Annotated in this window: 14 protein-coding genes and 1 tRNA gene; 6 read left to right on the plus strand and 9 right to left on the minus strand. The window is 64.5% G+C overall.

Annotation, left to right across the window (positions count from 1 at the left end; all coding sequences use genetic code 11):
- Window positions 1–6: 6 nt before the first annotated feature.
- From MRBLMS1_RS15075 to dkgB, 6 genes are all read right to left on the minus strand, one after another.
- Window positions 7–2,280, minus strand: a complete 2,274-nt coding sequence (locus tag MRBLMS1_RS15075; protein ID WP_485880140.1) for a xanthine dehydrogenase family protein molybdopterin-binding subunit — start codon at window positions 2,278–2,280, stop codon at window positions 7–9.
- Between the two features lie 10 nt (window positions 2,281–2,290).
- The gene (locus MRBLMS1_RS15080; RefSeq protein ID WP_099378614.1) at window positions 2,291–2,749 is read right to left on the minus strand and encodes a (2Fe-2S)-binding protein; all 459 of its coding nucleotides are present in this window, start codon (window positions 2,747–2,749) and stop codon (window positions 2,291–2,293) included.
- A gap of 132 nt (window positions 2,750–2,881) precedes the next feature.
- Window positions 2,882–3,598: a DsbC family protein gene (locus tag MRBLMS1_RS15085; RefSeq protein ID WP_223279140.1), complete on the minus strand. Its 717-nt coding sequence runs from the start codon at window positions 3,596–3,598 to the stop codon at window positions 2,882–2,884.
- 171 nt (window positions 3,599–3,769) lie between these two features.
- The gene (locus MRBLMS1_RS15090) at window positions 3,770–5,014 is read right to left on the minus strand and encodes an FAD-dependent monooxygenase (protein ID WP_485880143.1); all 1,245 of its coding nucleotides are present in this window, start codon (window positions 5,012–5,014) and stop codon (window positions 3,770–3,772) included.
- Between the two features lie 66 nt (window positions 5,015–5,080).
- Entirely contained in the window at window positions 5,081–5,215 is a 135-nt protein-coding gene (locus MRBLMS1_RS15095; RefSeq protein ID WP_485880145.1) for a hypothetical protein, read from the minus strand.
- 1 nt (window position 5,216) lies between these two features.
- Window positions 5,217–6,041 carry a 2,5-didehydrogluconate reductase DkgB gene (gene dkgB / locus MRBLMS1_RS15100; protein WP_485880147.1) on the minus strand — a complete coding sequence of 275 codons (825 nt, stop codon included), beginning with the start codon at window positions 6,039–6,041 and terminating at the stop codon, window positions 5,217–5,219.
- Window positions 6,042–6,227: 186 nt separating this feature from the next.
- Between dkgB and MRBLMS1_RS15105 the strand changes: the two genes are divergently transcribed.
- The 3 genes from MRBLMS1_RS15105 to MRBLMS1_RS15115 all read left to right on the plus strand — a co-directional run bounded on the left by MRBLMS1_RS15105 (window position 6,228) and on the right by MRBLMS1_RS15115 (window position 7,336).
- Window positions 6,228–6,303: transfer RNA gene (locus tag MRBLMS1_RS15105), tRNA-Phe, on the plus strand.
- Window positions 6,304–6,431: 128 nt separating this feature from the next.
- Window positions 6,432–6,884, plus strand: a complete 453-nt coding sequence (locus MRBLMS1_RS15110) for a helix-turn-helix transcriptional regulator (protein WP_128141212.1) — start codon at window positions 6,432–6,434, stop codon at window positions 6,882–6,884.
- A 20-nt stretch (window positions 6,885–6,904) separates the two neighbouring features.
- Window positions 6,905–7,336 carry a VOC family protein gene (locus MRBLMS1_RS15115; protein WP_128141211.1) on the plus strand — a complete coding sequence of 144 codons (432 nt, stop codon included), beginning with the start codon at window positions 6,905–6,907 and terminating at the stop codon, window positions 7,334–7,336.
- Window positions 7,337–7,435: 99 nt separating this feature from the next.
- On the opposite strand, the gene MRBLMS1_RS15120 is transcribed toward MRBLMS1_RS15115, so the two are convergent.
- The gene (locus MRBLMS1_RS15120; protein WP_034753528.1) at window positions 7,436–7,975 is read right to left on the minus strand and encodes a DUF2058 domain-containing protein; all 540 of its coding nucleotides are present in this window, start codon (window positions 7,973–7,975) and stop codon (window positions 7,436–7,438) included.
- Window positions 7,976–8,239: 264 nt separating this feature from the next.
- Between MRBLMS1_RS15120 and MRBLMS1_RS15125 the strand changes: the two genes are divergently transcribed.
- Complete coding sequence (locus MRBLMS1_RS15125) at window positions 8,240–8,545, plus strand: PsiF family protein (RefSeq protein ID WP_034753527.1); 306 nt, start codon at window positions 8,240–8,242, stop codon at window positions 8,543–8,545.
- Window positions 8,546–8,592: 47 nt separating this feature from the next.
- Here MRBLMS1_RS15125 and MRBLMS1_RS15130 read toward each other — a convergent pair whose 3' ends face one another.
- Together MRBLMS1_RS15130 and ptsJ are read right to left on the minus strand one after the other, a co-directional pair.
- Window positions 8,593–9,312, minus strand: coding sequence for a glutamine amidotransferase-related protein (locus MRBLMS1_RS15130; RefSeq protein ID WP_485880150.1), 720 nt, complete (start codon window positions 9,310–9,312; stop codon window positions 8,593–8,595).
- Window positions 9,313–9,343: 31 nt separating this feature from the next.
- A complete protein-coding gene (gene ptsJ / locus MRBLMS1_RS15135) occupies window positions 9,344–10,645 on the minus strand; it encodes a MocR-like B6 salvage transcription factor PtsJ (RefSeq protein WP_485881018.1) in 1,302 nt (433 codons plus the stop codon).
- 92 nt (window positions 10,646–10,737) lie between these two features.
- Between ptsJ and MRBLMS1_RS15140 the strand changes: the two genes are divergently transcribed.
- Window positions 10,738–11,544, plus strand: coding sequence for a YggS family pyridoxal phosphate-dependent enzyme (locus tag MRBLMS1_RS15140; protein WP_485880152.1), 807 nt, complete (start codon window positions 10,738–10,740; stop codon window positions 11,542–11,544).
- Window positions 11,545–11,678: 134 nt separating this feature from the next.
- Window positions 11,679–13,943, plus strand: a complete 2,265-nt coding sequence (locus MRBLMS1_RS15145; protein ID WP_485880154.1) for a putative bifunctional diguanylate cyclase/phosphodiesterase — start codon at window positions 11,679–11,681, stop codon at window positions 13,941–13,943.
- Window positions 13,944–14,011 lie beyond the last annotated feature (68 nt).

Here is a 14,011-nt window from a genome sequence, read left to right on the forward strand (position 1 = left end):
CTGCCGTCATGCGGCCGCCAGGTCGAACGGCAGCTTGCGCAGGCGCTTGCCCGTCAGGGAGAACAGCGCATTGGCGAATGCAGGCGCCAGTGGCGGCACGCCCGGCTCACCCATGCCCGTCGGCGCGTCGCCCGACGGCACCAGGTGCACCTCGATCACGGGCATGTCGGGCATGCGCGGCACCGGATAGTCGCCGAAGTTCTGCTGCTCCACCACGCCATCCTTGAGCGTGATGGCCGCGCCGGGGATGGTCATGCCCAGCGCCATCAGCGCGGCGCCCTGCACTTGCGCCTCGATCGTCAAGGGGTTGACGGCCAGGTTGCAATGCACGCCCGCCCATACCTGGTGCAGCTTGGGTGCGCCTTCCACCACCGAGGCCGTCACCACGTAGGCGACGACGGAATTGAACGACTCGTGCATGGCCACGCCCCAGGCTTGTCCCTTCGGCAGCTTCTTCTTGCCATAGCCGGACTTGGCCACGGCCAGGTCCAGCGCGGCGATGTGGCGCGTGTGCTTGGCGTCGATCAGCTGCTTGCGGTAGGCGACGGGGTCCATCTTCGCCACGTGCGCCGCCTCGTCGATCAGGGTTTCCATGACGAAGGCCGTGTGCGTCGAGCCGACGGAGCGCCACCACAGCACGGGCACGTTCGCCTTGGCCGTGTGCACGGACAGCTTCATCGGCAAGGTGTACGGCTCGCCCATGCCTTCGACCATGGTACCGTCGACGCCATTTTTCACCATGAAGGCTTCGAACGGCGTGCCAGCCATGATGGACTGGCCCACGATGGTGTGGTCCCAGGCGAGGATATTGCCCTTGGCGTCGAGGCCGATCTGCGCGCGGTGCACATGCGACGGCCGGTAGTAGCCGCCCTTGATGTCGTCCTCGCGGCTCCACATCAATTTCAATGGGCCGCTCTTGCCCGCCGCGCGGTACGCCTTGGCGACGTTGACGGCTTCGACCACGTAGTCGGACGAGGGCACGGCGCGCCGGCCAAAGCCGCCGCCTGCCATCATCGTGTGCAGGGTCACCTGCTCCGGTTTCAGGCCGGAAGTCGCGGCAATCGCCGCCTGGTCGCCCGTCTGGAATTGCGAACCGACCCACATCGTGCATTTGTCCGCTTGCAGGTCGACGACGCAGTTGAGCGGCTCCATCGGCGCATGCGCCAGGTAGGGGAATTCGTAGACGGCTTCGATCTTCTTCGGCGCCTTGGCCAGCTTGCCCATGTCGGCAGGCCTGGCGACGGTGCCCGGCGTTTTCGCCAGCGCCTTGAAGGCGGCCAGCTGCTTGTCGCTGCTGACCTTTTCCACGGCGCTCGTATCCCATTCGATCACCAGCGCATCGCGCCCCTGCTTGGCGGGCCAGTAGCCGTCGGCGATGACGGCCACGCCGCTGCCGCCACGGTCGGTCTTCACTTCCAGCACGTCCAGCACGCCCTTGATGGCTTTCGCCTTGCTGGCGTCGAATTTCGCCACCTTGGCGCCAAACACGGGCGGACGCGCCACCATGGCCACTTTCGCTCCGGGCGGCTTGAAGTCGATGCCGAACTGCTGCTTGCCCGTCGACTTGGCGGCCGCGTCCAGGCGTTTCACGGGTTTGCCGATGATGGAAAATTCGCGCGGGTCTTTCAGTTTGACGATGGTGGGCACGGGCTGGCGCATGGCCGCGTCGGCAAACTCGCCGTAGGTCGCCTTTTGTCCGCCAGGCCCATACAGCACACCCTTGGCGGCGCGCACCTGGTCGGGATTGACCTTCCACTGTGCGGCAGCGGCGCCCACCAGCATGGCGCGCGCCTTGGCGCCGATTTCGCGGTACTGCGTAAACGAGTGGGCGATGCTGCCCGAGCCACCCGTCATCTGCATGCCGTAGGCGGCATCCTTATACTGCTCGCCGGCCGGCGCCAGTGCGCCATGCACCAGGCTCCAGTCGGCGTCGAGTTCCTCGGCGATCAGCATGGGCAAGCTCGTTTGCACGCCCTGGCCAAATTCCAGCCGGTTCACCTGCACCGTCACCGTGTTATCGGGGGCGATGTGCAAAAACGCGTTCGGCGCATACACGGGCTTGGCGGGCGCGGCATCGGCCGCCTGCGCCAGCTTGCCTGCGCCCGGCAGGAAAAAGCCCAGCATCAAGCCGCCGCCAGCCACCGCGCCGGCTTTCATGAAACCGCGCCGCGACACGCCATCGGCCGCGCCAACCACAGCCACCGGCGCCGATGCCAGCGCCGCGCCCAGGGTCACCCCGCCATGCTGCAATGCTTCCTGATTCAACCATTCGATACGCATGCCGTTCTCCTCAGGCCAGGGTCTTGGCCGCGTCCTTGATGGCCGCGCGGATCCGTTGATAGGTGCCGCAGCGGCAGATATTGCCGCTCATGGCGCCGTCGATGTCGGCATCGCTGGGCGCCTTGTTGGTGCGCAGCAGCGCCGTCGCGCTCATCACCTGGCCGCTTTGACAGTAGCCGCATTGCGGCACGTCGTGGCGCACCCATGCTGCCTGCACGGCCTTGCCCACCTGGTCGTTTTCCATCGCTTCGATGGTGGTGATCTTTTGCGCGCCCACCGAGGAAATCGGCGTGATGCACGAGCGGATAGGCTGGCCGTCGAGGTGCACCGTGCAGGCGCCGCACAGGGCCGCGCCGCAACCGAACTTGGTGCCCGTCATGTTCAGGTTATCGCGCAGCGCCCACAGGATGGGCGTGGAGGGATCGGCGTCGACTTGCGTGTCGCTTCCGTTGATATTCAAGGTAATCATCTGCTGCTTCCCCTTTTTTGGATTGTTATGGCGTCTACGAACAACACTTGATGATACGACAGCGAAAAAAAACGCAAAAAAAAGCGCGCCTTGCGAGGGCGCGCCGTCCAGCCTTCCTGGCGACAGCCCGGATTACTTAATGGTCGAGAATTTCTGTTCCAGCGTTTTCGCATCGACCGCGCCCGGAATGCGGCTGCCGTCGGCAAAGAAGATGGCTGGCGTGCCCGAGACGCGCAGCTGCTGGCCCAGGGCCAGGATTTTTTCATGCGGGTTGGCGCAAGTGGCCGCGACCGTGGCTGGCGCCTTGCCGTTCAACATCCAGTCATCCCAGGCCTTGTTGCGGTCCGGCGCGCACCACACATTGCGCGACTTGACGATCGAATCGGGCGACAGGATGTTGTACATGAAGGTGTAGACGGTGACGTTGTCGATTTCCTTCAGCGCGTTCTGGCGGAAGCGCTTGCAATAACCGCAGTTCGGATCTTCGAACACGGCGATCACGCGCTTGCCATTGCCCTTGACGGTTTTCATGGCCGAATCGAGCGGCAGATCGGAGAACTTGATGCGGTTGACTTCGTCCAGGCGCACCTTGGTGAGATCCTGCGACGTCTTGGCGTCAAAGACGTGGCCGACGAACAGGTATTGCGCGCTCTTGTCCGTGTACAGGATGTCGCCACCCGTGCGCACTTCGTACAGGCCCCCGTACGGCGTTTCCTTGACCGAATCGACCTTGGCGCCTTCGCCCAGGCGCGGCTCGATCAGCTTTTTGATGTTCGCTTCCGTCGGCGTTTCCGCGCCAGCGCACGACATCATCAGGCCCGAGGCCATCAGCAAGGCGATTTTGCTCATGCTTCTGTTCATTGTTATCACTATCACTTCTCCACTTGAAACGCCCGGCGAAACTGTCAGGGGGCCCGGCGCCGTTATCTCTTTAATAAAACGAGCGCCGCAGACCAGCTGCGGCGACCTTGAATTTTCACTAATGCCATTATCCGGCGATATCTTAAGATACGCTGATATTTACTGATGTCCCAAGGCGTGCGAAATCATTTTCCGCTTCAGGGCAGGTAATTTATCCAGCAAGTTTAATCCCAAATTGCGAACCACGCGCAACGGTTCCAGATCGGCGCCAAATAATCGCGCCAGGCCATCGGTGGCCAGCTGCATCAGCAGCACGTCTTCCTTGCGCGCGCGCGCATAGCGGGCCAGCACGCGTTCGTCGCCGATGCCGCGGTGCGCTTCGCGTTCAGCGATCGTCTTGACCAGCTGTGCCACGTCGGCAAAGCCCAGGTTCATGCCGTGGCCAGCCATCGGGTGCACCACGTGGGCGGCGTCGCCCACCAGGGCCACGCGCGGCGCCACCATGGCGTGCGGGCGCATCAGGGTCAGGGGAAACGCGCGCACCAGCTCCGGCTGCAAAGGCGTGAGCTTGCCCAACTTGTCCTGGCAGTATGCGGCAAGGCGCGCGGCCAGAGCATCGGCCGGTTCGGCCATCAAGGTATCGGCCAGCGCATCGGGCGCCGACCAGACGAGAGAGACGCGCTCGCCCGGCAGCGGCAGCAGCGCGACGATGCCTTCGCTGCCCGTAAACCACTGGTGGGCCGCGCCATGGTGCGGCTTTTCGCAGGCGAAGTTGCTGACCACGCCGCGCTGGCCATACGAGCGGTAATCGAGGCCGATGTCGCACTGGCCCCGCACCCACGACTGGGCACCGTCCGCACCCACCACCAGCGCACAGGTGATGGTGTCGCCGCCATCGAGGTGCACGATGGCCGAGTCATTCGTCCATTCCAGACGGCTGGCGCGGCCCTGCAGCACGCTGACGTTCGGCGCGAATTTCAGGGCGGCGTCCAGTGCCTGGCCCAGGTTGCGGTCTTCGATGATCCACGCCAGGCTGCCCACATGGGCGCCATAGGCGTCGAAACCGAGTCCGCCCGCCTGCGCGCCGTCGCCGTTGACCAGCATGGCGTCGACGGGCGCCACCCTGTCGGCCTCTAAAGCGCCCCACACCTTCAGCGACGACAGCAAGTCGTGCGCCGTGTGATTGAGCGCATACACGCGCACGTCCCAGCTGGCTTCGACCGGCTTGGCGGCCGAAGGGGATGCGGTCACCGGCGGGCTCGCCGGAGATAACAGGGTGACGCTTTGTCCTGCCTGGGCAAACGCCAGCGCCGTGGTTTTCGCGATGGCGCCGTTGCCGACGATGCAAACGTCGCTGTGGCTGTGCATGAAGCGCCGCATGGTGGGGGGAGTGGAACTGTTCATGGAGCCATTATAGCGTTTGCCCCAGCTGTTTCAGATAGTCCGGAAGTACAGAACGCGTGCCTCAGATCAAGCGGCGCCATGAAAGACAGGCAGCACGTGGTCCGCGATCTCCTGCATCGCCTCGGCCAACGGGCGGCGCTTCTGCCGCAGTTCCAGGCCGATACTGAAACCGCCCTGCCCCAGCCTCATCATGGCGCCCATCTCAGTCCCACTGCGGCGCCAGGCCGTCCGGGTTGGCCAGGCGCTCGCCCCGCTCCAGGGTGGCCATCTGCGCCATCTCGTCCGGCGACAGGGTGATGCGCTGGAAATGCAGGTTCGCTTCCAGGTTGGCGCGTTTGGTCGACGACGGGATCACGGCAAAGCCCTGCTGCAGCGACCAGCTCAGGGCCACTTTCGCCGGCGTCACGCCGTGCCTGGCGGCGATGGCCGCGATCACGGGGTCGGCCATCACCTTGCCATACGCGAGCGGCATGTAGGCCGTGATGTGGATGCCCTCGCTTTGCGCAAAATCGATGACCTTGCGGTTTTGCAGGAACGGATGGATCTCAACCTGCTGCGTGGCGATTTCCGATGCGCCCACCGTATCGATGGCTTGCCGCAGCTGCGCGTTGGTGAAATTCGATACGCCGATGGCCTTGGTCAGCCCCTGCGCCTTGGCCTCCGCCAGCGCCGCCATGTAGTCGGCCACGGGAATGGCGTCGTTCGGCGACGGCCAGTGGATCAGGGTCAGGTCCAGATGTTCCAGCCGCAGCTTGCGCAGGCTGGCCTTCAGGCTGGGAATCAGCTTGTCGCGCTGCAGATTGTCGATCCAGATCTTGGTGGTGACGAACAGCGCGTCGCGCGGGACGGCGCTGGCGGCGATCGCCTGGCCCACTTCGGCTTCGTTGCCATAGATTTGCGCCGTATCGATATGGCGGTAGCCGACGTCCAGGCCCGTGGTGACGGAATCGATGACGACCTGGCCCTGCAGACGGAAGGTGCCCAGGCCGATTTCAGGGATGGCGGTGTGATTGGTGGGGGTATTCATGCGGCAGTCCTCTCAAGTCAGTAACGATGAGCACACTATGCGCCCATCCTTTATTGAGAAAAATACCGTTTATATCAAATCATATTTGATCCACAAGCAAGTAATGTGATGACCATGCAGGAAATCCGGGAAAAGTCGTCGCCGGCTCTTGCATTCCCGTTTTGGTCTGCTATAATTCGCCACCTTGGCCTGGTAGCTCAGTCGGTAGAGCAGAGGATTGAAAATCCTTGTGTCGGTGGTTCGATTCCGCCCCGGGCCACCAAGAATTAGTTGTTACAGAACGCCAACCCTCGCCGGTTGGCGTTTTCGTTTGTGGCCGAGAAGTCCCTTGTCGGTCTCCCCCGCTCCTGTGGGCGGCCCGGATAACTAACCGTTTGGCGCGAGGATAGGATGGGTCAGAGTCCCCTGCTATTGCGGCGATTGTTGCGTGCGAAAGATAGAATGGACGGCGCCCCCGATGAGGATTGGCCCGTTCACCGGCTAGCGCAAGTGAGCGCTGTCTCGGTGGCGTACTTCGCGCGCGAATTCAAAAAGGCCTTCGGCCTCCCCCCACATCGCTATTTGCTTACCCGCCGTATCGAGCGGGCCACGGCACTACTGCGCGGCACCGACCTGCCCATTACGCAGATCGCACTGCAAACCGGCTGGACCAGCCTTGGCACCTTCGGGCGCATCTTCCGCGACATCACCGGGGCAAGCCCGGGCGAGCTGCGAATGCGCGAACGCTCAGTCCAGCACGTGGGCGCGCATATTCCCGAGTGCGTCATGCGCGACGCCGAACGGCCCAATCTGAATATCGCAGTTTTGGAGAAGCGGCGCAGGAAAGCAGCTGGCAAACTGTAGCTTCAATTCAAGGAGCTGATATGACTCAAAGTGTGAATGTGGTCGGCCTGTATGTGCGCGATCAGGACGAGGCGCTTGCGTTCTACGTCGAAAAATTGGGATTTCGCGTCCACACGGACGTCCGAAACGGCGACTATCGCTGGCTGACGGTCCAGCCTGCGGATCAGCCCTCGTTCCAGCTCGGCTTGTTCCATCCCGGCCCCCCGATACACGACGCGCCAACCGCGCAAGCCCTGCATGAAATCGTCGCGAAGGGAGCCATGCCGCCACTGGTGCTGCTGGTGGACGACTGCCGCGCCGCATACGAGCGCCTGAGCAAGAGCGGCGTCGAATTCACGCAGGAGCCTGTGGACCGCTACGGCCAGGTGGATGCGGGCTTTCGCGACCCTTCCGGCAATGGATGGAAAATGATCGGGGCCGCGGCCAAGCCGCCTGCGCGGACATCACCATGAACCGGCGCCATGGGATACGTCAAAGCCACCGATGGCTGTCCATCGCTGGCTGTTCGCGCTGCCGCATATGAGCAAGCGGCGCGCCGGGCGGTCACCCATTTACCACATCAAATCATCAGGAATCTGGAACGCCGCGTACGGATCGTCCTCATCCACTTCCGTGCTGGCCTGCTTGACGCGCACGACGATGGCGGGGTCGCGTTCGGCGATCTTGTCGGCGATGATGCGCGGCACCAGTTCCACGGCGCCGCCCAGGCAGACGATGACCAGACGGCCCGCCACCAGGTGGGCTTGCACGGCCGCCGTCACGTAGATGCGCTCGATCTTGTTATTGAACGTGAAGTTATACGGCACGTCGCCGTTGTTGCCCTTGCTCTGGCGGTTCTTCTGCACCATTTGCGCGATCTGCGCCACGATGGCTTTCTGGTTGGCGGCCGCGTCGCGCTGGGCGTTCAGTTCACGCGCGCGTTCCGCGTTCTTGCGCTGCGTCTCGAGCGCGGCCAGGCGCACCTCGTCGACGCTTTGCGTGCCGCTCTTGCGCTCGTCCTTTTTTTGCTTGCTCTTGTCCTGGTTGGCCAGTTTGACCTTCTTCTTGTCGACCAGGCCGGCCTTTAAAAACTGCTCTTGCAACGAGACCATAACTACTCCGTATTGAGGGTGCGCCGGCCAAGGCAGCGGCATCGGCCGGTGGAAAGTCGCTAGCATAGCAAAAAACAGGGGCACTGCCGCCGCAACATGGCTGCCCGGGCCAGCCGGCAGGCGCCTTGTGCCTGTCAGTAACAAAAAGACACACTCGAGTGGAAATTTTGTTGATAAATGTCATATAGTTAGTTACGTTCTGCATATCGGCATTGCCTGCCGCTTGCATGTCCCCTTCCACTGACTGCGCCTAAAGGATTTACCATGAAACAATTCATCGCCCTCTGCATCGCCGCCGCGTTTGCCAGCACCGCCTTTGCCGCCGCACCGGAAGCGGCGCCCGTCGCCAAGACGGCCCAACAGTCAAAAATGACCACCTGCAATGCGGATGCCGCCGGCAAGAAAGGCGATGAGCGCAAGGCCTTCATGAAGGAATGCCTGAGCGCCAAGCCGGCGCCGGCCATGACGCAGCAAAACAAGATGAAGGCGTGCAATGTCGACGCAAAGGACATGAAGGGCGACGCCCGCAAGGCGTTCATGAAGGAATGCCTGAGCGCGCCAAAGAAATAAGCACCTCGCCGCTTGCCCCAGCAACGCCAGCGTCATGCTGGCGTTTTTTATTGCGCTGCGTAAGCCTGCATCAGCCGGTCGAGGAAGATAAACAGCTGGCCATTCATCGCTTGCCAGTCGTGGGCGCGCAGGGCCGCTGGCTGCTGCACGAAGCGGTGCGACGTGAGCGTGGCCAGTTCTGCTGCTGACGCGGCGATCAGCAGTTCGACCACTTCCGGCGTGAACTCCATATGGCACTGGAAGCCGTACACCAGATTGCCGTATTCGATGATCTGACGGGGGCAGCCTTCGCTATAGGCGATGACTTTCGCGTTGCCGGTCAGACCCGGCATGTCGCTGTGCCAATGCCCCGTTTCCAGGACGTCGCCAAAATGGGCGAACTTGCCGTTCGCCTTTCCGTCTGCCGTCAGCGTGATGGGGAACTTGCCGATCTCCTTTTCAGGGCTGTGCGCATGGCGCGCTCCCAAGGCCGCGCCGATCAGCTGCGCGCCCAGGCAAACGCCGACGACGGCTTTGCCCGCCGCGGCACAGGCGGCTATCAGGGCCTGTTCGGCTGCGGCATCGAAATGCGGGCATTCCTCGCGCGTCGTCGACGGCGACTGCGGCCCGCCCATGACGACCAGCAGGTCGATGTCCGCGATGGAACCAGGCAGCGGCTCATGGGCATGGACGCGGGAATACGTGGCCTCGTGGCCCCGTTCGCGCACCCAAGTCTCATAGGCGCCCGGCGCCTCGAATGCTTCATGCACGACGAAATGGACTTTCATGATGTTCCCCTTCTGTAGCGAGTAAATGAAACTATGGCCGGCCCAGCACCTGCGCCAGCACCGCGGCGAACGCCTGCGCGCCCGCTTCGTCGATGGCCGATACGGTGATCCGTAATCCGTGCGTCGGCGCCTGCACGCCGAACGCTTCGCCGCCGCGCACCAGCCAGCCATGCCGGGCCAGCGCCAGCACGGCCGCCTGGCTGCTGTCCGGCAGCGGCAGCCACAGGTTCAGGCCATCGGCGGGACTGGCGCAGACCAGGCCTTGCGCCGCCAGCGCCGCCGCCACCATGTCGCGGCGGCGCGCATAGTCGGCGCGGGCCAGGACCACCTGCGCGGACACGTCGGGCGAAGACAGGCAGGCGCTCACGGCGTCCTGCAAGAGATGGCTGACCCAGTTCGTGCCGGGCGCCAGGCGCAGGCGCAAACGCTGTGCCGTCTGCCCGTCGCTGGCGACAACGGCCAGGCGCAAGTCGGGGCCGAAGATCTTCGAAACGGAACGGATCAGCGCCCAGCGCCGGGCCGCAGGGGGTATCACGTCCTGGTAGCCGGCCGTGGACAGTAGCGAAAAATGGTCATCGACGATGACCAGCACGTGCGGGTAGGCGGCCAGCACGGCACGCAGCTGATCCGCGCGCGCCGCGCTCAGGCTGCAGCCGGTGGGATTGTGTGCGCGCGGCGTTACGATGACGGCTTGCGCGCCTTGCGCCAGCGCCCGCTCCAGCGCCTCGGCCTGCATGCCCTCGGCATCGACCGCCACGCCAACGGCGTGCAGCCCGGCGATGCGCAAGGTGTTGATGCTGCTCACGAAGCACGGGTCTTCCACGGCCACCTTGTCGCCCGCGGCCAGGTACGCCCCCAGGAGGCGCTCGACCGCATCGACGGCCCCATTCGTCACGGTGATGTCGTGGCCTTCGGGGCAATCGCCGGCCAGCCAGCGCCGCGCCAGCACTTCCAGTTCCGGGTCCACGGTGGCTTCGCCATACAGGCGCGGGCGGTATGGCTTGCGCGACAGGGCCGCGCCGACGTCGGGCAGCCAGGCCAGGTTCGGATTGCCGCCGCCCAGGTCAGCCAGCGGCGAGCCGGGCAGCAGGCCTTCCTGCTCGCCGGGATCGCGCTGCGCGCGGATGGCCGTGCCCAAACGCCCTTGCGTGACCGCGATCCCGGCCGTCACCAGGCGCTGGTACGCCAGCGACACGGTATTGCGGTTGACGCCCAGGGTCGCGGCCAGCTCGCGCACGGTCGGCAGCTCCTGGCCCGGCAGCAATTCGCCCGCCTGCGTCAGCGCGCGGATGCTGTCGAACAGTTCCGCAGCGGTTTTTCCGGCAATCTTCACGATAGTCTCAGACATGATATATTTTGGCATAGGACAATAATACATCACTGCGGCGACTCCTGCCGCTAATAAGGCAAATACAAGGCTGACACATGCACAACGACACTCCCCTGCTCACTCCCACCATGCATGAGCGGCATGGGCGCTGGCCGCAAGCCGTGTCGGTGGACGACTTCCGCCGCAATCTGGCGGCAGTGCATGCGCGCATGGCGGCCGCCTGCCAGCGGGTCGGGCGCGATCCGGCCAGCGTGCGCCTGCTGCCCGTCAGCAAGACCAAGCCCGAGGCGAGCCTGCGCCTGGCCTACGCCGCCGGTTGCCGCATGCTGGGAGAAAACAAGCCGCAGGAAGCGGGCCGCAAATGGGAAGCGATGGCGGACCTGGCCGACCTGCAATGGTCGGTGATCGGCCATTTGCAGACCAACAAGGCCAAGCTGGTGGCGCGCTTTGCCAGCGAATTCCAGGCGCTCGACAGCCTGCGCGTGGCCGAGGCGCTGGAACGGCGCCTGCAAGCGGAAGGGCGCGGACTCGATGTGTTCGTGCAAGTAAACACTTCGGGAGAAGCCAGCAAGTACGGCTTGCCGCCGGACGAAGTGGCCGCTTTCCTGCGCCAGCTGCACGCCTTCCCGGCGCTGCGCGTGCGCGGACTCATGACCTTGGCGCTGTTGTCGGCGGAAGCCGTGCGCGTGCGCCGCTGCTTCGTGCTGCTGCGCGAATTGCGCGACCGGCTGCGCCAGGACGTCCCCGATGGCGTCAGCCTCGACGAGCTGTCGATGGGCATGTCCGGCGATTATGAAATCGCCATCGAAGAAGGCGCCACCGTCGTGCGCGTCGGCCAGGCCATCTTCGGCGCGCGCGATACGCCCGATAGCCACTACTGGCCCACGGCGCAAACGGACTAGGCGGCCCTATGCGCCTTGTGGTCGCGCCGTCAATCATGCCGAATGATCAAGATGACATGCAGAAAGATACCGCGTAATATTTTTACCATACTGCTCAGCTCGGCAGCACAGCTCCCTGGGGAAAGGACGGCAGCGTGGCCGCGTCAAACGACCTCGCGCACTGGCGCGGACAGATTTTTGCGCGCCTGCTGCAGGCGGTGCTGCTGCTGGGCATCGTCACTGCCATTCCCAGCGCCCTGCTGGCCGCGCGCGAAGCTATCTGGTCCATAGTCGCCCTCGACTTGCTGGCCATCGGCTGGATCGGCCTCATCTGGCATCTGCGCGCCATGCCCTACCGCTGGCGCGTGTGGCAATTCCTCATCGTCGCCTATCTGGTGGGCGTGGGCCTGCTGATGAAAATCGGCCCCGTCAGCCAGATCTACATGATGCTCATGCCCGTGCTGGCGGCCCTGCTGCTGGGCATGCGGCCAGCCTTGTCGACCCTGGCCCTGACGTCGCTGACCATCTTCCTGCTCGGCCTGCATCCCGACGTGGAGCTGCAATTGCGCGGCGTGCCCGATTCACCCGTGCTGCGCGCGCTGATCGTGGCCCTGAACTTCCTGTTCATCGCCGCCGTGCTGACCCTGTCCTGCGCCTTCCTGCTGCGCCACCTGGAACGCAGCAGCCAGGCCCTGTCACAGCTGAACGCCGACCTGCGCCTGACGGCCACGGCGCTGGCCCGCCTGAACGACATGGTGATGATCGCCGAAGTGGCCGATACCGCGTTAGGCGCGGGTACGGTGCCCGCCACGCGCATCATCTTCGTCAACGATGCCTTCGAGCGCAGCAGCGGCTATGCGCGCGCCGACGTGCTGGGCCGCAGCCTGCTGTTCCAGCAAGGCCCCGCCACCGATGCGGACGAACTGGCGCGCGTCGCCGCCGCCATGGCCCGCGCCCAGCCAGCCAGGGCGGAATTACTGAATTACAACAAGGCCGGCAAGGCGTACTGGGTCGAAGCGGAACTGGTGCCGTTTACGGATGCGGACGGCAGGCAGACGCACTGGGTGGCCGTCGAGCGCGAAATCGACGAGCGCAAGAAATCGGAAGCGGACATCCACCGCCTGGCCTTCTATGACGTGCTGACGGGCCTGCCCAACCGGCGCCTGCTGATGGACCGCATCGGCCACTTGCTGGCCGCCGCGCCGCGCAACCATACCATCAGCGCGCTGATGTTCATCGACCTCGACCACTTCAAGCACATCAACGACGCGCGCGGCCACGCCACGGGCGACGCGCTGCTGCGCCTGGCCGGCGAACGGCTGGCGCAGCTGATGCGCAAGGCCGACACAGTGGCGCGCATCGGCGGCGATGAATTCGTCGTGCTGCTGGCGCACCTGGCCGATGACCTGGACAGCGCCGCGCGCGCAGCAGCCCAGGTGGCCGAGAAAATCCGCGCCGCCATCGCGCGCGACTTCGAGATCGGCGCGCAGTCCTATCATTGCAGCGCCAGCATCGGCGTGACCCTGCTGCCGAAAATGGAGCAGCAGGCGCACGACCTGCTGCGCGAAGCGGACATCGCCATGTATCGCGCCAAGGCGGAAGGGCGCAACGGCATCGCCTTCTTTGAAGCGGCCATGCAGGCGGGCGTGGAGCGCCGGCTGACCCTGGAACGGGCGCTGGCGCGCGCCCTCGATGACCATGTTTTATGCATGCACGTGCAGCCGCAGGTCGACCGTCACGGCCGGGTCACGGGTGCCGAATTGCTGATGCGCTGGCCGCAGGCGGACGGCACGTACATCGCGCCGGATATCTTCATTCCCATCGCCGAAGAATCGGGACTGATCGTCAAGCTGGGCCACTGGGCTCTGCGCGAAGCGTGCCGCGCCGCCAGGGTGCTGGCGCAGGCGGGATCGCCCGTCGCCCTGTCCGTGAACGTCAGCCCGGCCCAGTTCCGCCAGCCCGATTTCGCTTCCCGCGTGCAGGCCGCGCTGGCCGAACACGGCACGCCGGCCGGCGCCCTGATCCTGGAATTGACGGAGGGTTTGCTGATCGACCAGCGCGATGCCTCGCTGGCGCGCATGCGCGAACTGGCGGAACTGGGCATCCGCTTTTCCATCGACGATTTCGGCACCGGCTATTCCAGCCTCGCCTACCTGACCTCGATGCCGCTGTACGAACTCAAAATCGACAAGCGCTTCATCGACGACACGCCGCACGATGCGCGCGACACGGCCATCGTGCAGGCGATACTGGCCATGGCGCGCCACCTGGGCTTGCGCGTCGTGGCCGAAGGCGTGGAAACGCAGGAGCAAGCCGACTTCCTCATCGCCCACGATTGCGACGGCTTGCAGGGCTTCCTGTATGCGCGGCCGATGCCGCTCGCCGACTTTCTCGCCTGGCTGGCCGGGCGTCAAGCTTAGCTTTCCGACATTTCCTGCACGCAACTCCTCCGCTAGAATACCGGCCTCATAGCCTGTACCTTCACCAT

The organism is Massilia sp. LMS1-1-1.1 (assembly GCF_040815535.1).
Lineage (GTDB): Bacteria > Pseudomonadota > Gammaproteobacteria > Burkholderiales > Burkholderiaceae_D > Janthinobacterium > Janthinobacterium aestuarii.

Excerpts from the sequence above, each read along its gene's own strand:
- MRBLMS1_RS15125 (WP_034753527.1), top strand. The coding sequence starts at position 8,240 with ATGAAACAATTCATCGCCCTCTGCATCGCCGCCGCGTTTGCCAGCACC.
- MRBLMS1_RS15090 (WP_485880143.1), bottom strand. The coding sequence starts at position 5,014 with ATGAACAGTTCCACTCCCCCCACCATGCGGCGCTTCATGCACAGCCAC.
- MRBLMS1_RS15095 (WP_485880145.1), bottom strand. The coding sequence starts at position 5,215 with ATGGGCGCCATGATGAGGCTGGGGCAGGGCGGTTTCAGTATCGGCCTG.
- dkgB (WP_485880147.1), bottom strand. The coding sequence starts at position 6,041 with ATGAATACCCCCACCAATCACACCGCCATCCCTGAAATCGGCCTGGGC.
- MRBLMS1_RS15120 (WP_034753528.1), bottom strand. The coding sequence starts at position 7,975 with ATGGTCTCGTTGCAAGAGCAGTTTTTAAAGGCCGGCCTGGTCGACAAG.
- MRBLMS1_RS15140 (WP_485880152.1), top strand. The coding sequence starts at position 10,738 with ATGCACAACGACACTCCCCTGCTCACTCCCACCATGCATGAGCGGCAT.
- MRBLMS1_RS15115 (WP_128141211.1), top strand. The coding sequence starts at position 6,905 with ATGACTCAAAGTGTGAATGTGGTCGGCCTGTATGTGCGCGATCAGGAC.
- MRBLMS1_RS15085 (WP_223279140.1), bottom strand. The coding sequence starts at position 3,598 with ATGAGCAAAATCGCCTTGCTGATGGCCTCGGGCCTGATGATGTCGTGC.
- MRBLMS1_RS15130 (WP_485880150.1), bottom strand. The coding sequence starts at position 9,312 with ATGAAAGTCCATTTCGTCGTGCATGAAGCATTCGAGGCGCCGGGCGCC.
- MRBLMS1_RS15080 (WP_099378614.1), bottom strand. The coding sequence starts at position 2,749 with ATGATTACCTTGAATATCAACGGAAGCGACACGCAAGTCGACGCCGAT.
- MRBLMS1_RS15110 (WP_128141212.1), top strand. The coding sequence starts at position 6,432 with ATGGGTCAGAGTCCCCTGCTATTGCGGCGATTGTTGCGTGCGAAAGAT.
- MRBLMS1_RS15075 (WP_485880140.1), bottom strand. The coding sequence starts at position 2,280 with ATGCGTATCGAATGGTTGAATCAGGAAGCATTGCAGCATGGCGGGGTG.